The sequence below is a fragment of the Lysinibacillus sp. NPDC059133 genome, from assembly GCF_042755925.1.
In the GTDB taxonomy this organism is placed as follows: Bacteria; Bacillota; Bacilli; order Bacillales_A; family Planococcaceae; genus Lysinibacillus.
In genome coordinates, this window is sequence record NZ_JBHZDH010000039.1 from 15,602 (window position 1) to 39,121 (window position 23,520).

The following is a 23,520-nucleotide window of genomic DNA, read 5'->3' on the forward strand; positions in this document are numbered from 1 at the left end:
TCCGTTCCGACTGGGCCCTTTGTTGTTGCTGTCGCTACGCTTTCGCACAGATAAAACAATTGCTGACGCTTCGCTTTCGCACAGAGCAAAGCTTCCTGGGGGCGTCGGGCTAACACGATGTTAGTCACGAAGGCGTTATCACAGGACGTGATGCTTTTAGCCTTCGTTCCCCTATTGCAAATCCCCAAGGAGTCGCCAGTCTCCACTCCAATCTACCTATATACATAGAGTACGTTTTAACAAATATCATTCCAAACTTTTGTTGATGATCCTTTATATTGTCAGTGTATTTTCTTCCACTATTTGTTGACGACGATATGTTGCCAATGCTTCTATGGAAATCATTTTTAAATGATGTTGTGCTGCATATTTAACAAGGTCATTAAAGCGTAGCATTTTGCCATTGTCGCCCATAATTTCACAAATAATGCCCGCCGGAATACTATGACAAAGCTTGGCCAAATCAATTGTAGCCTCTGTATGTCCTCTACGCTCTAATACACCGTTGTCCTTTGCTATTAACGGAAATACATGGCCTGGTCTACGAAAATCTGAAGCTATTGCTTGTGGTTCTAGCATTTTTTGTATAGTCATTGCCCGTTCAAAGGCGCTAATTCCAGTTGTTGTGTCAACATAATCTATACTTACGGTAAATGCCGTTTGATGATTATCTGTATTCACACTAACCATAGGGTTTAATGCTAATTTTTGTGCGAGTTGCTGTGAAATCGGCGTACAAATAAGACCTCTTCCATAGGTCGCCATAAAGTTAATCGTTTCAGGGGTCATAAATTCCGCAAGTGCTAGTAAGTCCCCTTCGTTTTCCCGATCCTCGTCATCTACTACAATAATCATCTTACCTTGTTTTAAATCCTCAATTGCTTCTTCAATCGAATGTAGCAATATCGCCACCTCCTGTTAGATAATGTTGTATCAATTATGCCTCGGTATAATTGTCGCTGTCGCGCAGATAAACAATGCGTCCGGAATCGGCTTTGTGCTTAGGCCTGCAAATGTTTTTTGTGCGAAAGCGTAGTGCTAACGCAGCGGCAGCAAAAGGTTTTGTCTGTACGAAAGCAAAGCGTCAGCAAAAGGGTTTTATCTGCGCGAAGCGTCAGCAAAAGGGTTTTATCTGCGCGAAGCGTCAGCAAAAGGGTTTTATCTGCGCGAAGCGTCAGCGGCAACAGCATGATGTTGGTCACTCAGTCGTTGCCACAGGACGTGGCGCTCTTAGACTGAGTTCCTCTATTTCAGAGGATGTTTGGACTTCGCTGAAAGAAGTTAAAACCCGTTTTGTGCTAAAAAATCTCTTGTAACGGTCGGTGGTTCCTGTCCACGCTTTAGTTGATGCAAAATGTATTTCCCTACTAAATCGGTTTCTACATTGACGAGGTCACCAATGTTCTTCTTACCGAAAATTGTTTCCTTGTATGTGTGGGGTATCAATGATACTGTGATACCGTTTTTCTCGACATGAAAGAGTGTTAAGCTCGTTCCATCTATCGTGATGGAGCCCTTTGGAATACAGTAGCTTGTTAACTCCTTTGATAGCTCTATATCAATGTAGACTGCGTTTGCTAACGGCCGCTTTCTCAATATTTTCCCTATGCCGTCTACATGTCCGGATACAAAATGACCACCGAATCGCCCATTAGGTGACATTGCGCGCTCTAAATTTACCGGATCTCCAATTGCTAGCTGCTGTAAATTTGTTGCTCTCACCGTTTCAGGCATGACATCCATCGTAAGCTCCTGTTCATTAAAATGGATCACTGTTAAACAAACACCATTGACCGCGATACTGTCCCCGAGCTTTACATCCTCTACCATTTTCTTTGAAATAACGGTAATTTTCATACTTTGCCGATCGCTTTGCAAGGTTTTTACGGTACCAATATCCTCAATAATTCCTGTAAACATTTTTTCACCCGCTTTCATTCATTGGTCTAAGCAGTTCTCTTCCGCTATGGGAGGCCTATCCGTCTGCTTAACCAAAAATTACTGTTCAAACAAAAAACCCCTTTGATTAAAGGGGTTTGGGAGTTCATATAAATAAGACATCAACAAATAAACCTTTAGGATACAATATTTTTCCATAGGTCGTCATCTCATCGTTCTTCTCCCATCCAGACTATAACTGTCGGTTTTGGATTTGCACCAAATCAGCTTACGCTCACGGACTTTGAATTACTTCATCACCGCCGATTGGGAATTTCACCCTACCCCGAAGAACTACTGTTATTCAATTCGTTAGCTAAATAAAATCAATTTCGCCTTGGCGTAATTGCGTCAGGAGGCTTTAGGCCAACAGATGTTTTTTGTGCGAAAGCGTAGTGCTAACGCAACAACAACACGATGTTGGTCACTCAGGCGTTTTCACAGGATGTGAAGTTCTTAACCTGAGTTCCTCAGTAAGTGTCTAAACACCCACTGAATGAAGAAAAAAAAACTCCCCAACTTAAACGATGGGAAGTAGTTTACATAAAAGCATACTCAAATAGACCTTATAAACTCAAGTGAATTTAAAAAGCTCATACTTTTACCCTTCTCCCATCCAGACTATAACTGTCGGTTTTGGATTTGCACCAAATCAGCTTGCGCTCACGGACTTTGAATTGCTTCATCACCGCCGATTGGGAATTTCACCCTACCCTGAAGGATATTTTTATTTAGCTATTTCTTACGATAACACTATTTTATTTTATTATCCAGATAATTCTTAATAAAATTTTTTTCTAAAATTATTTCGCTGTCGTTGCGTTTTCAATATCACTACATCAATTATGCCTCGACATAATTGATTTTAGGAACACACCGCTAGCAATTTTTTTGCCTAGTTTCCGTTATTATTCCGCCATTAACATGTATACTTGACCAGTGACAAAGGATGAGTCAGCGGATGCTAAATAAATATAGGTAGGTGCAAGCTCAATTGATTGCCCCGCTCGTTTCATTGCGTATCTGAGCCAAATATTTTGACATATTCAGTTGGTTAACCAGAGACAGTTAACGGCGTCCAAATCGGCCCTGGGACTGCATTCATACGGATTTCTTTACGCACTAATTACAATGATAAAGACCTTAAATAACACTAATTTAATAATGCTATAACTAATTTAGGTCGCTAAAAGGCATATTAACAGTATTATTTAATTAAGGAACCTCTTTTCAATTAGCACGTTCTTTATACATGGCACTTTTTTACTCTGCTTGACAAAAAAAAAAAAATCATAGTAATATTGTGAGTCATTGTTCATGTCAACTCTAACAATGAACACAACGTATATGATTAAATTCTCTTCCCTCATTGGAGGTTTTTTTATTGCAAAACATCTTGAAAAAAAAATCGTATAACAAAGTTATATTTTATACCTTTATTGCCATTTGCTTTATCGCCTCTGTTTTTTTCGTTTATCACAACGAAGCATTTTATGAGCGTCCAATTGCAGAAGTTATAAAAACGGAATTAACTGAATCAAACCCTGTAACGGATATGTATGAAAATGATGATCATTTATATACTCAGCTTATTACAGCTGTATTAAAAAATGGTGAAGAAAAGGGTATGCTTATTCATTTTATTAATGAGTATTCAGCATCCGGAGCCTTCGATCAGGAGTATCAAGTTGGAAATAAATTATTTGTTTCCATTAAAGCAAATACAGACAAGGATGGAGATTTAACTGGGACTATTTTAGACGTGAAACGTGATCAGTTCGTCTTAATAATAGCGTGGATTTTTATTTTTGCTTTGCTGATTGTTGGTAAAAGACAAGGATTATTTTCAATCATCAGTTTAATTGTAAACTCCCTTGTATTATCTTTCGCCTTGGATTTATATGTACATTCAACTATAAATTTGATATTTATAAGTGGGGTATGTGTTCTTTTATTTACGATCATTTCTTTAATTCTCATTAACGGCTTGAATGAAAAAACATATGCAGCGATTGTTGCAACACTTTTAGGAACATTTATTTCGTTATTAATTAGCTTTTTAGTCCTGTGGTTTACATCCGAGAATGGGCTTCGATATGAAGAGATGCAATTTTTAACACGACCTTATCGAGTGATTTTTATGGCTGGGCTATTTATTGGGGCATTAGGGGCTGTAATGGATGTCTCCATCACAATGGCTTCTTCTATGTTCGTATTATTTGAGCAAAACCAAGATATTTCTGACCAAGCTTTAAAAACTTCTGGAATGGATATCGGGAAAGACGTTATGGGAACGATTACAAGTATTTTGTTCTTCGTTTATATTTCTGGCTCATTTCCAATGTTAATTTTATATTTGAAAAATTCTTATCCATTAGGGCAAACACTTTCCATGAACCTTTCGTTAGAATTAGCTCGTGCCCTAGCAGGTGGAATTGGTGTTGTCTTAACGATCCCCATTAGTCTTTACACTTCTATTTTTTTCATTAAACGAAAGAGGGCAAAATAATGAATGTATTAGTATGGTTAACAGCCATTTTATTCATATTGATGATCGTTATTGGTGGAAAAAAAGGAATACGCTCTTTTCTATCTTTATTTTTAAACTTTGGAGTACTCTTTATAACAATTTTTTTAATGACCAATCCGAAGAATAGTCCTGTTATATTAACGCTCATTGCCTGTACCGTCATAAGTTGGATTAGCTTATTTTTTATTAATGAAATGAGTAGTAAAACGATGACTGCTTTCATTTCTACGATGATTACGATTGTAATTTTATTACTTTTTATTGTGTTTGTAACGGAGAAATCAATGATTCGAGGATTTGGGGAAGAATCCGCAGAAGAAATTAGCATATTTTCACTTAATATTGGCGTCAATTTTGTACAAATTGGAGCTTCCGTTATTATTATGAGTACAATTGGTGCAATTTTGGATGTTGCCATTTCCATTGCCACTTCCATGCATGAGATTCTTCACCATAACCCGTTAATAAGCAGAAAAAAATTATTTACATCGGGTTTAAGCATTGGAAGGGACATTTTAGGTACAGATACAAATACATTATTTTTCGCTTTCTTTGGTGGATATTTAAGCTTGCTCATATGGTTTAAAGATTTATCTTATTCATTTGGTGAAATCATTAATTCTAAAGTATTTGTCACTGAACTTATTATGATATTCTGCGCAGGCATTGGAATCGCACTTATCATTCCTATTACTTCCTCTGTAAATGCCTATTATTTAATAAAAAAACGAGAAAAAACTGAAAATGCTTCATCCTAGACCTTACCTGTCATCCGTTTCAATATCAACGGGTGATAGGTATTTTTTAGTCCATAAAAAATTTATAGATGATTTATTTTTTACTGTTTATTCTTCTTTTCGTTATTGAATTTCACGTATTCCCCAGCACAATATTTCCAAAGAAACTGTCTTGCCCCCTTTAGAAGAAAAATTATCCCCTCATTTAGTAAAAAATTGCTCATCAAGAGTTATTTACAATACGCTGTTTCATATCCTGTATAATCATGTCATTTTTTTAAGTATAGGCAGTAACATTTTCAAGAAAAAAACGTCTTTACAATTAGATGATAAAGGAGAAAATTTGTAATGAAATATATTATCTTTGATTTTGATGGAACATTGGCAGATTCTACGGCAGTGTTTACATCAGCTTGGAATACAATTGCGCAAAAATATAAGTTTAAAGGAATAGAGCTAAAGGAAATTGAATCATTAAAAAAATTATCTATAGCGGAACGAAGTAAATTATTCGACTTTCCTATGTATAAATTGCCCATGATTTTACCTCAATTTTATCGCTTGTATCGCCAGTCATTAAATGATGTTCATCTTTATGATGGCATGAAGGAAGTCCTGTTGGAAATTGATAAAAGAGGCTATAAAATCCTTATCATTTCCTCCAATTCACAGGAGAACATTTTAGAATTTCTAAAAATGAACGACATTCATTGTGTGTCAAATGTTCTTTGTTCAAACCGTATTTTTGGAAAGGATAAGGTGATAAAGAAATTTTTAAAAGACTCAAGCATTACACCATCAGAAGTTTTATACATTGGTGATGAACAAAGAGATATCGTAGCCTGCAAAAAAGTGGGGGTGCCTATTATTTGGGTTGGTTGGGGATATGACGCTATTGAAGTTGTACAACAAGAAGAACCCGAGCACAAAGTTGCTACACCACAAGAAATTTTAAATATCATATAATGAAGAGGATAATAGCGATTAAATTGCTATTATCCTTTTATATGTTAGGCTTTTACCTCGCTAATATGCATTAATTTTTCTGCTGCGCTGTTAATTCCTTTATAAGCATCGGTTAATTCATGCATACTCACAGAAAATTGCTGAGTAAACGTTGCGATTTGATTTGCTGATTCATTGACTTGATCAATAGATTGTTTAATGCTTTCTAATTGATTTGTAATACTATCGGCACTTTCCGTACTACTTTGTGACATTTTTTGTATTTCAGATGCTACTACTGCAAAGCCCCGTCCATGCTCCCCTGAGCGAGCAGCCTCGATGGAAGCATTTAATCCAAGAATTTTAGATTTCATAGCTAAATCTTTTACTAAATGAACAATCGTATTGATTTGTTGAATATCGCCAGTCATTGATTCTGAAAACTTGGATAGCTCCCCCAAGCGATTTGATACATCTACACTTGCTACTGCTAACTCTTCATTCGTTGCAGTCATTTCCTCAACAGAACTCGAAAGCTCAGTTGCTAATAAACGCATACCATCCATTTTTTCATTCGAAATAATGGCACTTAACACGCCGATTACTTTCCCACCATCAAAAATAGGCTGTGCAGATGCAATATACGCTATTCCAAATTCCTCAGAACCTCGCTCTTCCCTAATAAACTTTCCTAGGCTTAGAGACTTTTCAGTTGTTGTTCCACGATACTTCACTACAGGATCACCAACATTGATCTTTAAGTCCACTTGTTTACCTGGCTTGTAGGCAATGACCTTCTCCGCATCAGCAACTATAATACAAGCATCTTCTGGATATGTTACCTGGTAAAAATCGATAGAATCTATTGCCGCCTGTAGTTTTGAATGCATTATCCTTCCCCTTCTCCCATAACACGATTATACTGAAATTCCTCAATTTAACTATAGCATGACACCTAAAAAAAGACACCTTTAGCTAAAGTGTCTTGAAAAAACTACTATGACTTTTTCAAGATTTCTACATATTTTTCTGCTGTTCTTACCTCAACTGTAAGAGAGTTTTTACCATAGTTAGCTTTTATTAAAAAAGGTACATCACTGGTATTGTTGAATCTAAAATCTAAACCACCATAAGAAACTGTAGCGTCTCTTCCTTTCGGAACATACCCCACATCTAATGAATGGTGATGACGTTCTACAAATTTTACTGGTATTTGATCAACTGCATTAAATAAGGTTGAGGACGTTTGACAAATACCTCCCCCAATGCCCATCACAACTTTTTTGTTGATAATTTCTGGTGCGGGCTGATATCCATTCGCTTCGTCTCTAGGTCCAACGATTGTATTAAACGAGAAATAATCTCCACTTCCAACGATAACATTATTAATTGCCTTCGCAGAAAGCTCAATATTTTTATTTCTTCCTAAATCGCGGGTATTGAAATAAGTTGTATAGGATGCAACAACTACGTTTTCTAATAAAGGAATATCTTCTAAATAATATCCGCTTTCTGTAATATTAAGAGGCATCTCCACTTTACCACCAGTAGCTGATACTTCTAATATTCTCTCTACTAATTCACTTTCTTTCAAAACAATTAAAGGACTACCTTTCATTATTTTCCCTTGATCGTCCAGCTTATCGAGTATCATACGCTTATCATAGCCTGTCGTTTTTTCATTCCCTCTCGCCAAATCTTTTGCTAATTGCTCAATTTGTTTTGTATACGATTGTTTATCACTTTCATAGCCCATTTCTTTCGGTGAAATTGTTTGTATGATGGCTTTCGTAGAAGGATCCACAATTTCAACAATGACAGGCTCTGTTTGTTGTTGTTCAAAGGTTACTGGCTTTTTTAAATCCTCAGCTTTTTGCTCTGACTTTTGAATTTGTTGTTCTTGCTTTTTCTCATCCGCAAATTTCCCCTGACAGCCAACGAGCCCAATGGTACAAATAATACATAATGTGATCATCCACTTCTTTTTCAAATAAAACACCTACCCTATCGTCATACTACAGAGACATCTTATTCGTGTATTGCTGATAGTGTGTTTCATTTCATCATTTTTATTTGTTTATAAAATCAATTATGCCTCGGCATAATTGTTGCTAACAGCATGATGTTAAGACTGAGTTCCTTTATTTCAGCGGGTGTCCAAACACCCGCTGAAATAAGTTAAAAACACTCTACAAAGTTGAGTGTTTTTGTAGAGTACAGATGAAGGGCAAGGTACATCTTTTTATCAATTTTTTTAATTAGCAAATTTCACATAAAACCTATAGATTAATACTATATATATCCAATCATAAATAAAGATTGCAAGCGAAATAATAGTAATCAATGATGTTCTAAAATACAAATAGAAGCAAACTGCTGCTAACGCAGTACCGACCATTTTACAAACCGCTATGCCCATTGATTGTCCACTTAAATTCCCTCTTTGTATGAATAAAGCGATAAAAAGCCCTGACATCATCAGATTTTGGAAAAATGCGGCGTATATGCCTGCCATATCTTTGAATTCATGCATCATCGCTAAAATCGTGAAAAAGCTTACTATGAGTGTTATGAAAAAAGAAGAATAAAATACCTTTCTCGGAATAATTTTTTTATACTCCTTATAACCATAATGTAAAAATTGCATCAGAATGAAGATATCCAAAAGAAACCACAGGAACGTAAGGATCCTTTGCAAGTTATTTAGCGGATACATAAATGAAAAAATAAATTCCCATGAAATATTGGCACAAATTGCAGCCATAGGCATCCCATATCTCTTATCCTTTATTCCTTGTTTGATGATTAATATATATGTAATAATCCAAAAGAGCCACATGCCGAATTGGCTGATCAGTATGAATTTTTCTTGATTAATATTTACAAACTCCTTCCCTCTAATTATCATTTTTCCATACTATATGATGAAATCTATTCTTTATGTCAAAAGAAGTAGAAAGGATATGTGAATACTCAAGATCTTAAAAATCTTAAGAGTAAGCGCCTATACATTCATTAACCAATCATATATAGTAATACGAGGTGATGATATGAAAACTAAAATTTATTTTGATAATGACCAATTTATCGCAGGCACTACCTTAAAGGATGACATCGAGTTAGAACTAAACAATATGGCACTTCATACATGTGTGAATGAAGCAGATGTGCTGGAAAATCGAAAAAAATTGGCAACTACTTTAAACTGTGACCTAACTAATTTTATTTGCACGCAACAAACACATAGCGCTAATTTCCATAAAGTTATCATTTCTGATAAAGGACGCGGCGCTGAGCAAATGGAAACTGCCATTAGTAATACCGATGCACTTTATACAGTAGAGCCAAATCTACTTTTATGTAGTTTTACAGCGGATTGCGTCCCTGTCATTTTTTATAATGAAGTCAAGGGCCTTATTGGCGTGGTTCATTCAGGCTGGCAAGGGACTGTCAAGGAAGTAACATCTAAGCTTTTCCAACATTTGATGGAGCATGAGCATTGTAATCCACAAGATTTCCACGTACAAATCGGTATGGCACTTAGTCAGCAGAAATTTGAGGTGGATGCAGATGTTTATGAAAAATTCCACAAGTTAGGCTATGCTGAGGACTTAATGTATTACAATGCAGAAACAAATAAATATCATATCGATAATCAGCAAACTGTCAAAAAGCAATGTGAGCTTTCAGGTATTCCTTCTCAGCAGATTTTGATTGATTCAACGTGCACATATCTCAGCCCAGACGGTTTTTCTTACCGCCAAGATAAACAGGCTGGCAGACATTTAAGCTTTATTATGCGAAAAGAACAGTAGATTCGCCGGAGGCTTTAGGCCAACATGATGTTGGTCACTCAGTCGTTGCCACAGGACGTGGCGTTCTTAGACTGAGTTCCTCTATTTCAGGGGGTGTTTGGATACCCGCTGAAAAGTAACATTAATTCGCATTCAACTCACCACCTATAGAGGTAGGGGACTTCTGTAGCTGACGCTTTGCTTTCGCTACAAAAGAGATCTGCTGAAAGAAGTTAAAAGGGACAATCCAATTATTAATGGAGTGTCCCTTTTGTAGTGCTGTAAAACAAAATTTGGTGCTTTAAATAGGATAATTTCCGTTCCAAGCACTCTCTTTCCTATGGGCATGTGGCGAGCCAATTTCTCTGCTTACGTTGGTACGTCGCTACGTTAGCACTCCTCTATCGCACATATAACACTGCTGCTGTCGCTTCACCACTTTAAATTAGAGTGATATGCCAGAAGATACATACTTAGCGAAATGGTTGATTGGAGTGGAGACTGGGCGACTCCTCAGGGATTAGCAATAGAGGAACGAAGGCTAAAAGCATCACGTCCTGTGATAACGCCTTCGTGACCAACATCCTGTTGCCCCGACGCCCCCAAGAAGCTTTGCTCTGTGCGAAAGCGTAGCGTCAGCAACAATTGTTTTAGCTGTGCGAAAGCGTAGCGTCAGCAACAACAAAGCGCCCAGTCGGAACGGAAATCCCCCCCGTTCTGCAGAAAGGCAAAACCTTTATCACAAAAATAAAAAGGATGTATCTCATAATAGAAATACACCCTTTTATCATTATTTATTAACAGGACGATCTTTTCCAATTCTAAAAACATAATAGCTCATGATCACAAGAACTAAGAAAATAATTCCCACAATAAGAGAAACTCTAGTATCATCATTTATCCACATACCGATTAGTACCATTATTAAGAAGGCAATCGTTATATAGTTTGTAAATGGTGTAAAGGGCATTTTGAATGGGTGCTTGGAAAGTTGTTCACCTTTTATTTTTCTAAATCGTATTTGACTGATTAAAATAATAAACCACGGAACCATCCCTGGTAATACACTTGCACTGTATACATATACAAATAAATTTCCTGGTGCAATATAACTTAGAATAACGCCGATGAACAAACCAAGTAGCACACCTGCTGTACCGAATATTGGAACACCATTTCTAGAAAGCTTCGCAAAAAATTTAGGTGCTTGTCCATTCATGGCAAGCGTATATAGCATACGCCCAGCACTGTAAATTCCACTATTACAGCCTGACATCGCTGCTGTAATGACCACAAAATTTATAATACCTGCCGCAGCGGTAATTCCAACCTTTGCAAAAGTTGCAACAAATGGGCTACCAATCGTACCTAATTCATCCCACGGATAAACTGTTACAATGACAAAGATTGCCCCGATATAAAATATTAAAATACGCCAAATAATACTTTGGATCGCATTCGTTATAGTTTTTTGAGGATTTTTCGCTTCTCCCGCAGTAATCCCAATGAGCTCAACACCTTGATAGGCTGCAACTACTAATGATAACGCAAAGAAGAAACCTGTCCACCCGCCTGTAAAGAAGCCTCCATGATTCCAAAGGTTCGATAATCCGATTGCCACGCCTCCATTACCAATCCCAAAGAAAATAAGACCAAAGCCTGCAATAATCATTAAAACAATTGTCACAATTTTAATCATAGCAAACCAAAATTCAAATTCTCCAAAAGTTTTAACAGAAATAAAGTTGGCAACACCTAAAATAACCATTGCAATTAATCCCGGAATCCATGCAGGTAAATCAGGATACCAGTATTGCATATATGTTCCTACTGCTATAATCTCTGACATCCCAACAATAACCCATTGAAACCAGTTACTCCACGCAGTTAAATAACCGGCTAATGGGTGTATATATTTATAGCCAAATGTTGCATAGGAACCCGTACTCGGCTCCATATAAAGCATTTCTCCCATTGCACGCATAATGAAAAAAATAAATATACCTGCTATAGCATATGCAAGAAGCACGGAAGGCCCTGTCCACTGAATGGCACTAGCAGACCCCATAAACAAGCCCACGCCAATAGTACCTCCAAGAGCAATCATTTGGATATGACGTGCATCTAATCCCCTTTTTAATTCTTTATTTGCCACAAATTACGCCTCTTTTCGAAGTTCTTTCTACGATGAATTATTTTATAATAATAATAATAAATTCCTGTGGAAAACACAATTGTATTTTTAGGAAAAACACAATTTATCGTAATAAGACAAGGATTCTGAGCAGTTTTTGTTCTATTTGTATCTTCGGCTGTTCTATCCGTCACTTTGGCTGTTCTATCCGTCACTTTGAAGGTTCTATCCACGACTTTGGCTGTTCTATCCGTCACTTTGAAGGTTCTATCCACGACTTCCGCGGTTCTATCCGTCACTTTGAATGTTGTAGCAACAATTTTTATCTTGCTTTAACCGTGTACGAATCAATTTAAAGTAATATACGTAAAAAAACTCTATTTCATCAAATGAAATAGAGTTTACTTTGTTCCTACAATGACGTCTGTTCTTGGAGTTTTGCAGAGAAGTATTTGCGTGCATCGGCTGTTAGAATTTGTAACAAATTAACCTCATCTTGGCGCGCGAATTCTACAAACATTCCACTTAAATTTTCATAAACATATTTGATTTTAAAGCCATTATCTAAATAATGATCCACTTTTTTTATTTCCTCTGTGCTTTGTTGATGTTCTGACATGCAATCACCTCACCTTTCGTGAAAATCTAGGTGTTTAATTTTTATTCAGTACCTTTTATCTCTAACAGCGGATCTGGTTGTTCAACGATATTATCCTCATCTGGAACAACAGTTGGGGCAGGCGCTTCTTGTTGTCCAAATAGTTCATCCAAATTGTGTCCAGCTGTAATCCCTAAATATTTTGTATCACTTGGATCTGCAAGCTCAGCTTGAGGGTATTTTTTGAACCACCAATACTTCGCTAATACATAATATACAAGTGCCCCTACAAAGAATCCTACTAATGAAGAATAAGTGGAGAATATATTTGCCACTGCACCACCGATAATCCAAGCGATTAAACCAGCTAAGTTAAAGCCTTTCCAATATTTAAATTGACCATCTAATTCATAAAGTGCTTTTACATGCACGCGACGCTTACGGATTAAATAATAATCAGCATATAAAATACCAACGATTGCTGTTAAAATTCCCCCGATAATTAAAAGTGCATTGACTAACACATCAAATAAACTCCAAGGCTGTGCTAGAATACCGATTATGCCTGCAATAACAACCCCAACCCAAAACGGCACTTTAGGACCACCGATATTTGAGAAGATCGTTGCCGCTGGTATAACATTTGCAGAGGTGTTAGTTGACCATTGTGCTAATACAATCATTAACAATAAAATACCTAAAATAAAGCCACTTGCACTTTGCTGTAATGCATTGATAGGATCTGCAGAGGCAACGGCCATATAGCACACAGCACCAATTGTCACAATGAACGTATTTGTAACCGGCATGACGATTAATGAGCCAACTAGCTGTGTTTTATTGCGTTTGAACCAATTGCGTTCATTTTTTGGTGCTTTAAAGAAGCGTGAAAGTGAAGGCATATCGGCTGCTAGTGTCGACCAAAATCCCATATTCGCCATGATCACTACCATAAATGCAGTGAAGGCTGTAAATCCTGTTGTTGGCGCTTCTACCCACGTCCAAATATTTTTCCCTTGAGCTACTGCATTATCTGCCAGTGTATAATACATCCAGCATGAAATTAAAATAATTACTGGCGCTGCCAAATCTGCAAAGCGTTCAATAGATTTAATACCTAGCGATGTATTAAATAACTGAAGTGCTGCAAAGACAAGGAAACAGATAAACCAATTATCAAAACTAAATAATAAATTCAAAATGCCGTTTATAGCTAATGCTCCAAAATAAGTATTCAGGCCGAACCAACATGCAGCCGTTACACCTCGGACAAGTGAAGGAATATGTGTACCAAATGTACCGAACGGAGCACGCATATATACTGGGAATGATAAGCCATGTTCAATGCCAATATCACCAATTAGCGTCATAAATACACCAATTAAACAAGAGCCAATCAACGTTGCTAAAATCACCATTGGCAATGGCAAGTTTATGATTGCTGAGCCACCGATTGCAAAAGCCGCCAATACAATTGCCATTCCTATCCAAATTACTGCAAAACCAAATGTTCCAATATTTCTTTGTTGATGTGTCACTGGAAGTAAATCTGGGGATTTTAAATAATTCCCTTCACGTTCCATATAATCTCTCCTTTTTTTCCAATTTTCGTGACAACTTACATGAGGTATTCCTTCCTTCAACGAAAATGCTAAAGGAAGGTGGAATTTCAGTTTATTTGAAAGTTTTATTTACTTTGATAGACTACTAATCAGAGATTGACGTTCATTCCAAGTCATTGGTGGAACTGTAGATTTGCGTTCAACCATTGTAATAGCACCATCTACAGGACAAACGATTGAGCATAAATTACAGCCTACACAGTCCTCTTCCCGAACTTTCAGCATTGGGCGACCATTTTCTGAATATAAATCGATACATTGATGCGAAGTATCTTCACATGCAATATGGCATTTGTTACAGTTAATGCAAACATCGTTATTAATTTCAGCTACGATTTTATAATTTAAATCTAAGTCACCCCAATTAGAATATCTGGAAACTGAGCGACCTACTAAATCCATAACAGAGGCAATACCTTTATCATCTAAATAATTATTGAGTCCATCAATCATATCCTCAACAATGCTAAAGCCATGATGCATCGCCGCTGTACAAACTTGCACGCCCGTAGCTCCCATTAATATAAACTCAGCAGCATCTTGCCAGTTGGAAATACCACCAATGCCCGAAATCGGAACATTGATTAATGGATTACGGGCACACTCTGCAACCATATTGAGTGCAATTGGTTTAACGGCAGGACCACAATAACCACCATGTGCACCCTTTCCTGCTACATGAGGCACTGTATTCCATGTATCTAGGTCGACACCCGCTAAGCTGTTAATCGTATTAATCATACTAATAGCATCTGCTCCACCTCTTGTAGCCGCTTCTGCCGTTACTGTAATGTCGGTAATGTTTGGCGTTAACTTCACAATTACTGGTGTTTTCGCTGCCTCTTTCACCCAGTACGTTTGCTTTTCCACCAATTCAGGTACTTGACCAGAGGCAGATCCCATTCCTCGTTCCGCCATCCCATGTGGACAGCCAAAGTTAAGCTCAAGACCATCAACCCCTACATCTTCTACTCGTTTAACAATCTCATGCCATTTTTCTTGCTTCGGCTCCACCATTAAGGAAGCGATGATTGCGTGATGTGGAAACCTTTTTTTCGTTTCATAAATTTCTTGTAAATTTACCTCTAACGGACGATCCGTAATCAGTTCAATATTATTGAAGCCTGCTACTCTTTGTCCGTTAAAGCTAACAGCTGCAAAGCGTGAAGAAACATTTAAAATCGGGTCCCCCAATGTTTTCCATACAGCTCCGCCCCATCCTGCTTCAAATGCGCGTTGTACTTGATAGCCTGAATTCGTTGGTGGTGCTGATGCAAGCCAAAATGGATTCGGCGATTTGATGCCCGCTAAGTCAATGCGTAAGTCTGCCATAGTAGTTCCTCCCTTATGCAATCTCACTTGGTTTTATCAATTATGCCTCGGCATAATTGTGTCTGGAATCGGCTTTGTGCTTAGGCCTGCACGAGAGCCGACACGAGGTCGGTCATTTCGGTAATGCCACAGGACGTGGCGTTTTTACCGATGCAGGTCAGTTAGCCGTTATCGCATGGATGCGATGATTTTAGGCTAACATCCTCTGTGAACTCCTTTCCGATTCTGTGACATCCGCCGGAGGCTTTAACTTCTTTCAGCGGGTGTTTGGACACCTGTTGAAAAGTAGCTTAAATCTGAATTCATCTCACCACCTATAGATGTGGGAGACTTCCGCTGAAAGAAGTTAAACGTTCATGGATCTTGTATGCTGCGTCTTTTCCTTGCTGTACAGCTGTTACAACCATCGCCTCGCCCTGGCCATTTCCAAAGACGACATCTCCACATGCAAATACTTTGTCATTCGAAGTTCGCATTGTCGTTTCATCAATATCGACAACGCCATTTGTATGCTGTAAGCCAAAAGCTTCAATCAGTGACACAAAGCGTGTTTGCCCAATCGCCTTAATAACAGCTTCCACTTCAATAATAAAATTGGACCCTTCAATCTCCTCAGGTCTTTGTCGACCATCAGCACCCGCTTCACCGAGCTTCATTTTCACACATTCAATGCCTACGACCTCACCTGACTCATTGCCAATAATTTTTTTCGGTGCTGTTAGCCACTTAAACTCCACACTATCCTGCTTGGCAAATTCATATTCAAATTTGTACGCAGTCATTTCCTTTTGTGTTCTTCTATAAAGAATTTGAACATTGTCAGCACCTAATCGCACTGCACATGTAGCACCGTCAATCGCGGTATTTCCTGCACCGATGACAGCCACTCGCTTCCCAACAATATCTTTTGTAAGCGGTCCCATTTTTGTCTTTCTGACAAACTCTATTGCATCATGCACACCGTCTAAATCTTCTCCTTCAATGCCCAGACTTGGCACAGCTCCCATACCAACTGCTAAAATAACACTGTCATATTGCTCCAAAATTTCTTCAGCAGAAATATCAACACCGACAGTTATATTTGTTTTGATTTCCACCCCAAGCTTTTCGATTTGTTCAATTTCCCAATCAACGACTTCGTTTGGTAAACGGAACGACACAATACCATAGCTCCCTAAGCCACCAGCTTTCGATTCAGCTTCATAAATAGTGACCTGATAACCAAAACGACTAAGTTCACGAGCAGCCGATAAACCAGCGGGACCTGCACCAATAATCGCTACCTTCTGTCCATTGCTTTGCCCTTGCTTAAATAGCTGAGCATTCGTTTCCATTGCCCAATCTGTTGCATAGCGCTGTAGCTCTCCGATTTTAATTGGCTTTGTTGAGGAATTTAGCACACACGCCCCTTCACATAGTTCCTCCGTTGGACAAACCCTTGCACAGCTTGCACCAATAGGATTTGCTTCTAATATAGTCGTAGCAGAGCCCTTCATATTACCTGATGCAATTTTTTTTATGAAATTCGGGATTTGAATACTCGTAGGACAGGCTTTAATACATGGTGCATCGTAACAATAAAGACAGCGATTGGATTCCTCAATTGCCTCATTCTTTGTCATCCCGCTAGTCAATTCCATAAAATTACGTTTTAACTGTTGGGACATTGTATTTTCTTGATTCAGAGCCATTTCCACATCCCCCTCATATGTTCATTTTTTTCCTTCCTATCATGGCTCGTCACCATAATGTGTGGTTGATTTCCGTTCCGCGGGGCGCTTTGTTGCTGTCGCTTCGCTTTCGCACAGATAAAACATTTGTTGCTGTCGCTTCGCTTTCGCACAGATAAAACATTTGTTGCTGTCGCTTCGCTTTCGCACAGATAAAACATTTGTTGCTGACGCTTCGCTTTCGCGCAGAGCAAAGCTTCCTGGGGGCGTCCGATGAGCCGCAAGGAGTCGCCAGCCTCCACTCCAATCAACCTATATACATGGCATACGTTTGAATATATGTCATCCACAACTTTTGGTGATGAGCCTTATTAATTACACCATTGAAAAAAGAGCTACATTCAACATTCATCTCACCACCTATAGAGGTAGATAGTCTTCTGTAGCTAATTGAAGGTATTACGAAACCGATTGCTCTGTTCTCCATTCAAAGCAATCGGTCATAAAGTGAAACTTTAATCAGGGGGGTTTTCTTCAACCTCACTGATTATTAGTTGAACGAATCGGGCTTTTACTGGCAGTTTATCTCCCACCTAACTTCTTTGCTTTTGCTAAATTTTTTGCGGTAGGAGTATTACTGCCCGTTAATACGGGATAATGCTAAATGTTTAGTGCTTCTGCAGTTGTAGCTTTTAATGGACGTTTAATATATTGCCCGCTACCTAGTACACCAACAAATTCTTTATTTTTAATGACATATTCTCCACGTACTAGTACACTTACTGGCTCACCTGTTACTTCCCACCCCTCATATGGGTTATAATCTACGTTCATATGATGGGTTTTAGCCGAGATTTCTCGTTTAACCTCTGGATCAAAAATAACGATATCGGCATCAGAACCGATCGCAATCGTTCCTTTTTGTGGGAATAAACCAAATATTTTCGCTGCACTTGTGGAAATCATATCGACAAACTCATTGATAGAAATTTTCCCTTTTGCTACACCTTCTGAATATAAAATACTGAAACGGTCTTCGATAAATGGCCCACCATTAGGAATTTTAGAAAAATCATTTAATCCTAACTGTTTTTTACCCTTGAAACTAAACGAGCACTGATCAGAGCCAATTGTTTGTAGTTGTTTTGCTTTCAGAGCATTCCATAAATGATCCTGATGATATTTCGGGCGAAGTGGTGGGGACCAAACATATTTTGCACCCTCAAAACCAGGTTGCGCTAAAGCAGATTGATCCAAAGTTAAATATGGTGGACATGTTTCACCATAAACGTTATAACCTTTTTCACGCGCAGCAATGATCTCATCTACTGCCTCTTTACAAGTTACATGCACTACATAAAGGGTAGCGCCAGCAATATGTGCTAACTCGATTGCACGTTTTGTCGCTTCGCCTTCTAATTCAGCTGGACGAGTGAGCGCATGATAAATCGGCTCCTTATGACCTGCAAGTCGCGCCTCTTCTACAAGTTCATCAATAACAGAACCATTTTCACAGTGCACCATAACAATAGCACCAAGGTTTTTCGCTATTTTAAAAGCCTTAAAAAGGGTGCGATCGGTTGCTTGAAATTCTTTCGCATAAGCCATAAACACCTTTACAGAAGTAATGCCCTCCTGCTCTAAGATTTTTGGCAATTCGGCTTCTGTTTCAGGTGTTAAATCACCAATCATTAAATGGAATCCATAGTCGATGGCTGATTTCCCCTTCGCCTTGTCATGCCACTTTTCAACTGCAGTTGAAAGTTGATCCTCGCCAGCCGTTAAGCAGAAATCCAAAATAGTAGTTGTTCCACCGAAAGCCGCTGCAATGGTACCAGATTTCCAATCATCATCAGTCACAGTATTGTTAAATGGCATATCTAAATGAGTATGCGGATCAATCCCACCTGGCATCACGATTTTACCAGTAGCATCAATAATTTCTGCGCCCACGTCGGATAAATCTTTGCCTATTTGAACAATTTTTCCGTTTTCAATTAAAATATCTGCCTCAAAAACATCTGCAGCTGTTGCTACTCGTCCACCTTTAATGATTTTTTTCATTCTGCCCCTCACCCTTCGTAAAATAATGGAGAATACTCAATCATGACAATGTTAGGAAAACCCACCTTAATGTAACGTGTAGGTCTCCCCCATACTGAACTTTGTTTGCAGCGTCAACACTGTTTCAAGTAATACATCTGCTCCTTTCGCACAATCCTCAAATGTTGTTTCTTCTTCCTCGCAATGACTCTTACCCTGAATACTTGGTACGAAAATCATCGCTGAAGGAACAATACTTGCCATATATTGCGCATCATGCCCCGCCCCGCTAAACATTCGATGAGCAGTATAGCCGAAGCTCTGACAAGCCCTTTCCACTTCATTACAAATATGAGTATCAAAATAAACTGTATCTCTCCCCCATAGCTTTACTGGCTTAATGCTACAGCCCATATCCTCTGTAGGAAGATTATTCAGTATGTCCTCTACCTTTTGCATGATCTCTGGTTTTTGATGACGTGAATCTATCGTAAATGTCACATTGTTCGGTATCACGGTATGAATATTTGGTGAAACATTCATTCGGCCAAAGGTAAACACTAACTGTTCATCGATTTTTCCGAGCTCTTCATGTAAATACGTAATAATTTTTGAAGATACGATCATCGGATCTTGACGCATTGTCATCGGTGTCGTTCCAGCATGATTGGACTGCCCAGTAACCGTAATTTCATAGCACACCATACCTAATACACCTTCAACAACGCCAATTTCCAACTGCTTCGCCTCTAGAACAGGTCCTTGTTCGATATGCAATTCGATATAAGCAAGAGCTTCCTTTAAACGATTATCTTGATCTCCCTCATAACCACTCGCTTGCAGTGCTTCTTTGAAACTAGTGCCATTTTTATCGACAGATTGCAGCATTTTTTCTTTTTCAAATTTAGCTGAGATGACACCAGAGCTCATCATTGCAGGATCAAAACGAGCACCTTCTTCATTCGTAAAATTAACAATCATTATAGGGATATCTAGCTCAATTTCGTTTTCCTTTAATGTCCTAATGGCTTCTATAGCCGTTAAAACGCCTAATACACCATCAAATTTCCCACCCTTTTCAACGGAATCTAAATGCGACCCCATCACAATTGGAGGAACATCCTTTTTCCCAGGGAGAATAGCATAAATATTGCCCATATCATCGACTTTGATGTCCATTCCTAATTCATCACAACACTCACAAAAATAGTTTCTTGCTAGTACATCCTCATTCGAAAGAGACAAACGAGTCACGCCACCATTTTTGGTAGCTCCAAATTGACTAAATTGTTCAATTAACTCTTGCAATCGTCTACTATTACACTTATACATATGCAAGTCCTCTCTTTCACAGTAGTTATACACATTCTATAAAAGATAAAAATTATGAGATATAGCTAGCAAACTAAAAAAATATGTGCATCTGCACATAATATATGATAAGTTATGTTCATAATAAGGGGGGAAAAAATGGGGACAATTCGCAAAATTGTAGAGGGAGTTCAATTCCCAATGCTAACATTAGTAGCTGGACATAACGGAACGTATCGAAGAGTTACAGGGATTAACGTAGTAGAAAGCATTGATTTAATTATGTTTTGTAGACCTAATGAATTAGTCGTGACTACAGGTATTAATTTATCTTCTGATGGAGATTCCTTAGAGCAGCTTGTAAAACTAGCTTTCTCTAAAAAAGTAGCAGGCTTTATTATTAATACTGGTCCTTATATTCCAAATACACCAGAATCAGTCATCTCTTTTGCCAACGAACATGATTTCCCTATTTTTCACATGCCTTGGAATTATCGAATAGCAGACTTATTAAAAACAACATTTCAATTTATCGCCAATCACCATCAAGAGCTGTCTATCGAAGAAAAGGTTCTTTATAACTTACTGTTTCACTACAAACAAAACGCCGACTACATTAAAGATCAATTAGCACTACTAGGTTTTCCACAAAGTAGGGAGCTAGCCATCATTTCATGTACAACAAATGGTGCACAAGCTAATATTGACCGTTACGAGGTCATGATCCAATTTGCATTTCAAAATAGATATAAACGCTTCTTAAAACTAAAGCATAAAAATCACCTCATCTTTTTAATCGACAGAGCACAAATCATTGCGCCAAATACTCCCTTCTCAAAAGTTGTTGAAGAAATTTACGACAAAATTACGCAAAAAAATGGTTACTTGGATATTATCATTGCTAAAGGAAATTATCATAAAGAGCTTGGAAATGTTCGCAAAAGCTATGATGAGTCATTAACAGTAATCCAATTAGCAAAGCTTCATAACAATCGTTTCCTATATAAATATAAAGAAATTGGTGCCTACAAAATTATCATGGCCGTGCAAAATCAAACATTAATCAAATCATACAGCCAAGACATCTTAGGTGTGCTTTATCGCTATGATGAATTGCATAGCTCAGATTATATACAATTTTTACGCATTTTTCTCGAGGAAAATGGTAGTACCCGTAGGATTAGTGAACGTCTATTTATTCATCGCAACACAGTACTTTATAAAATAAAAAAAATAGAAACGCTATTAGATATGGACTTAAGTAACCCATTTACAAAAACAAATCTCTATATCGCATTTTTGATTGAAGATGTATTGGCACACCAATAAATTTTATCACCATAAGATTTCCGTTCGCCTTTCTAGGTAATAACGGCAAATGGGACATACGAATGAAAGAGCTTCTAGTAAAAATCCGCTTCGTTATCTGGGTGCCCACCCTTATATCTTTGCGGATTTCCCCCTAAATGTTTCTCCTAGCCATAACGAAAAAACTGACGAACCAAATGGTCACCAGTTTTTTTGGGGTAATATCGATAAACTAAGGGTTATTTTTTGTTTTTGTTTTTGTTTTTAGTTTTATTTTTGCTATGTGAATCCTTTTTTTCTTCTTTTAGTACATTAGTTGTTTTTAATGCCGTAAAATCTGCTTCATCACCAAATTCCATACCATAGCTTGGATTTCTGTCTATGCGAGTATGATGATCTTGATCTTGATCAAGATTTAGATCAGGATTAAGGTCTTCATCCCCATCAAATCGCATAATAAGCACAGGTAAGGATATTAGTCCTGCTAATCCAACGAATGCATATATCCATCTTGACAATACTGCTGTTTGTCCACCAAACAAATAGGCAACTAAGTCAAATCTAAAAAATCCTATAAGTCCCCAGTTGATTGCTCCTATGATGACTAACACTAAAGCGATTCTATAAACTACGCTCATGTTTACACCTCCTTCACTTGTAAATACGAAGCCAGTTATACATTTGAAGTTTATGCTTCACATGTATGAAAAGCGTCGATACTGCAAAAAAACTGTCATAACAAGTGGTAAAATTACAAATACTTATCGAGTAATTAAATCACCCATTTTGACGGTCTTATTTTTAGCAATAGCCGCTTATTTATACAAAACGTATTCCTAGGCTAAGTTATGTTACAAACAAAGGAACGTTAGAAAATCAAAGGTAATAAACCACTTTTTAAATGGCTTATCACCCAAACGTAGAGATGATCATCATAAATTTAATTCTTAATTCCCTTACTATTCAATTTTTCATGTTGTAGTAGCCATTCCTTTCTCCACATCCCACCTGCATAGCCTGTTAATGTTCCGTTTGAGCCAATAATTCGATGGCAAGGAATGACGATGCTTAAATTATTTTTGCCATTTGCACTTCCTACAGCTCTCACAGCTTTTTCATTGCCGATGGAAACGGCAATTTCTTTATATGTTGCTGTTTCACCATAAGTAACACTTGTTAAAGCATTCCAAACATCTTTTTGAAAGTTAGTACCATCAAAATCATAAGAAAATGTAAACTCATGGCGCTCACCGATGAAATATTCATGTAGCTGTTGTTGGCAATCTAATAAAACTTGAGGTGTATCTTTTTGAGGAACATTTACTATTTGATCTTGCTCTGAAAACATTATTGAATAGACCTCTGTATCAGAACCTACAATTTCAATGATGCCGATGGGAGAGTTAAAATCTAATTTATATTGTTTCATCGTATAGAGACCTCCATAAATAAAAAGTGGCATAAGCTTCCCAGTCTTTCCAATGTGTTGCAATGTTCTTGATTTCCTCAACAGTCGGCTTACTATTTAATGCTAATTGATTTTTTAAGGCATTATGAA

Annotated in this window: 20 protein-coding genes, 1 pseudogene and 2 riboswitches; of the genes and pseudogenes, 6 read left to right on the forward strand and 15 right to left on the reverse strand. The window is 37.7% G+C overall.

The window, feature by feature from the left end:
* Positions 1 to 273: 273 nt before the first annotated feature.
* Entirely contained in the window at positions 274 to 903 is a 630-nt protein-coding gene (gene ribB / locus ACFXN8_RS18250) for a 3,4-dihydroxy-2-butanone-4-phosphate synthase (RefSeq protein WP_483869461.1), read from the reverse strand.
* 74 nt (positions 904 to 977) lie between these two features.
* Between ribB and ACFXN8_RS18255 the strand changes: the two genes are divergently transcribed.
* Positions 978 to 1,316, forward strand: coding sequence for a hypothetical protein (locus tag ACFXN8_RS18255; protein ID WP_386847075.1), 339 nt, complete (start codon positions 978 to 980; stop codon positions 1,314 to 1,316).
* Here ACFXN8_RS18255 and ribE read toward each other — a convergent pair.
* Positions 1,282 to 1,920, reverse strand: a complete 639-nt coding sequence (ribE, locus tag ACFXN8_RS18260; RefSeq protein ID WP_386847077.1) for a riboflavin synthase — start codon at positions 1,918 to 1,920, stop codon at positions 1,282 to 1,284. The two genes, ACFXN8_RS18255 and ribE, sit on opposite strands and share 35 nt — an antisense overlap.
* A gap of 190 nt (positions 1,921 to 2,110) precedes the next feature.
* Positions 2,111 to 2,236: riboswitch (FMN riboswitch) on the reverse strand.
* Positions 2,237 to 2,538: 302 nt separating this feature from the next.
* Positions 2,539 to 2,664: riboswitch (FMN riboswitch) on the reverse strand.
* A gap of 153 nt (positions 2,665 to 2,817) precedes the next feature.
* A pseudogene (locus ACFXN8_RS18265) lies at positions 2,818 to 3,064 on the reverse strand (SDR family oxidoreductase); the annotation flags it as partial.
* 258 nt (positions 3,065 to 3,322) lie between these two features.
* Here ACFXN8_RS18265 and ACFXN8_RS18270 point away from each other — a divergent pair.
* From ACFXN8_RS18270 to ACFXN8_RS18280, 3 genes are all read left to right on the forward strand, one after another.
* Entirely contained in the window at positions 3,323 to 4,447 is a 1,125-nt protein-coding gene (locus ACFXN8_RS18270; RefSeq protein WP_386847079.1) for a YibE/F family protein, read from the forward strand.
* Entirely contained in the window at positions 4,447 to 5,226 is a 780-nt protein-coding gene (locus ACFXN8_RS18275; protein ID WP_386847081.1) for a YibE/F family protein, read from the forward strand. The genes ACFXN8_RS18270 and ACFXN8_RS18275 overlap by 1 nt, the downstream gene beginning before the upstream one ends.
* Before the next feature lie 327 nt (positions 5,227 to 5,553).
* The gene (locus tag ACFXN8_RS18280; protein ID WP_386847083.1) at positions 5,554 to 6,171 is read left to right on the forward strand and encodes an HAD hydrolase-like protein; all 618 of its coding nucleotides are present in this window, start codon (positions 5,554 to 5,556) and stop codon (positions 6,169 to 6,171) included.
* Positions 6,172 to 6,215: 44 nt separating this feature from the next.
* Here the strand turns inward: ACFXN8_RS18280 and ACFXN8_RS18285 are convergent, their stop codons facing one another.
* The 3 genes from ACFXN8_RS18285 to ACFXN8_RS18295 form a co-directional block, all read right to left on the reverse strand.
* On the reverse strand, positions 6,216 to 7,040 hold the full coding sequence (locus tag ACFXN8_RS18285) for a methyl-accepting chemotaxis protein (protein WP_386847085.1): 825 nt from the start codon (positions 7,038 to 7,040) through the stop codon (positions 6,216 to 6,218).
* 107 nt (positions 7,041 to 7,147) lie between these two features.
* Positions 7,148 to 8,140 (reverse strand): VanW family protein, encoded by a 993-nt coding sequence (locus ACFXN8_RS18290; protein ID WP_386847087.1) that lies wholly within the window; start codon positions 8,138 to 8,140, stop codon positions 7,148 to 7,150.
* A 264-nt stretch (positions 8,141 to 8,404) separates the two neighbouring features.
* Positions 8,405 to 9,058 (reverse strand): transmembrane-type terpene cyclase, encoded by a 654-nt coding sequence (locus ACFXN8_RS18295; RefSeq protein ID WP_386847089.1) that lies wholly within the window; start codon positions 9,056 to 9,058, stop codon positions 8,405 to 8,407.
* Between the two features lie 142 nt (positions 9,059 to 9,200).
* Here ACFXN8_RS18295 and pgeF point away from each other — a divergent pair, with 142 nt between their 5' ends.
* A complete protein-coding gene (gene pgeF, locus ACFXN8_RS18300; protein ID WP_386847091.1) occupies positions 9,201 to 9,965 on the forward strand; it encodes a peptidoglycan editing factor PgeF in 765 nt (254 codons plus the stop codon).
* A gap of 769 nt (positions 9,966 to 10,734) precedes the next feature.
* On the opposite strand, the gene ACFXN8_RS18305 is transcribed toward pgeF, so the two are convergent.
* The 7 genes from ACFXN8_RS18305 to ACFXN8_RS18335 form a co-directional block, all read right to left on the reverse strand.
* Entirely contained in the window at positions 10,735 to 12,099 is a 1,365-nt protein-coding gene (locus tag ACFXN8_RS18305; protein ID WP_386847093.1) for an amino acid permease, read from the reverse strand.
* A 391-nt stretch (positions 12,100 to 12,490) separates the two neighbouring features.
* Positions 12,491 to 12,697, reverse strand: a complete 207-nt coding sequence (locus ACFXN8_RS18310; protein ID WP_376073437.1) for a hypothetical protein — start codon at positions 12,695 to 12,697, stop codon at positions 12,491 to 12,493.
* 41 nt (positions 12,698 to 12,738) lie between these two features.
* Positions 12,739 to 14,259 (reverse strand): NCS1 family transporter, encoded by a 1,521-nt coding sequence (locus ACFXN8_RS18315; protein WP_386847096.1) that lies wholly within the window; start codon positions 14,257 to 14,259, stop codon positions 12,739 to 12,741.
* 108 nt (positions 14,260 to 14,367) lie between these two features.
* On the reverse strand, positions 14,368 to 15,630 hold the full coding sequence (preA, locus tag ACFXN8_RS18320; protein WP_386847098.1) for an NAD-dependent dihydropyrimidine dehydrogenase subunit PreA: 1,263 nt from the start codon (positions 15,628 to 15,630) through the stop codon (positions 14,368 to 14,370).
* Positions 15,631 to 15,944: 314 nt separating this feature from the next.
* Entirely contained in the window at positions 15,945 to 17,321 is a 1,377-nt protein-coding gene (locus ACFXN8_RS18325; protein ID WP_386847100.1) for an NAD(P)-dependent oxidoreductase, read from the reverse strand.
* Positions 17,322 to 17,960: 639 nt separating this feature from the next.
* Positions 17,961 to 19,364, reverse strand: coding sequence for a dihydropyrimidinase (gene hydA, locus ACFXN8_RS18330; RefSeq protein WP_386847102.1), 1,404 nt, complete (start codon positions 19,362 to 19,364; stop codon positions 17,961 to 17,963).
* A 66-nt stretch (positions 19,365 to 19,430) separates the two neighbouring features.
* Complete coding sequence (locus ACFXN8_RS18335) at positions 19,431 to 20,675, reverse strand: Zn-dependent hydrolase (protein ID WP_376073448.1); 1,245 nt, start codon at positions 20,673 to 20,675, stop codon at positions 19,431 to 19,433.
* Between the two features lie 138 nt (positions 20,676 to 20,813).
* Here ACFXN8_RS18335 and ACFXN8_RS18340 point away from each other — a divergent pair, with 138 nt between their 5' ends.
* Entirely contained in the window at positions 20,814 to 21,983 is a 1,170-nt protein-coding gene (locus ACFXN8_RS18340; RefSeq protein WP_376073449.1) for a PucR family transcriptional regulator, read from the forward strand.
* A gap of 218 nt (positions 21,984 to 22,201) precedes the next feature.
* Here the strand turns inward: ACFXN8_RS18340 and ACFXN8_RS18345 are convergent, their stop codons facing one another.
* Together ACFXN8_RS18345 and ACFXN8_RS18350 are read right to left on the reverse strand one after the other, a co-directional pair.
* Positions 22,202 to 22,600, reverse strand: coding sequence for a DUF378 domain-containing protein (locus tag ACFXN8_RS18345; RefSeq protein ID WP_376073451.1), 399 nt, complete (start codon positions 22,598 to 22,600; stop codon positions 22,202 to 22,204).
* 302 nt (positions 22,601 to 22,902) lie between these two features.
* The gene (locus ACFXN8_RS18350) at positions 22,903 to 23,391 is read right to left on the reverse strand and encodes a methylated-DNA--[protein]-cysteine S-methyltransferase (RefSeq protein WP_376073453.1); all 489 of its coding nucleotides are present in this window, start codon (positions 23,389 to 23,391) and stop codon (positions 22,903 to 22,905) included.
* Positions 23,392 to 23,520: the final 129 nt, after the last annotated feature.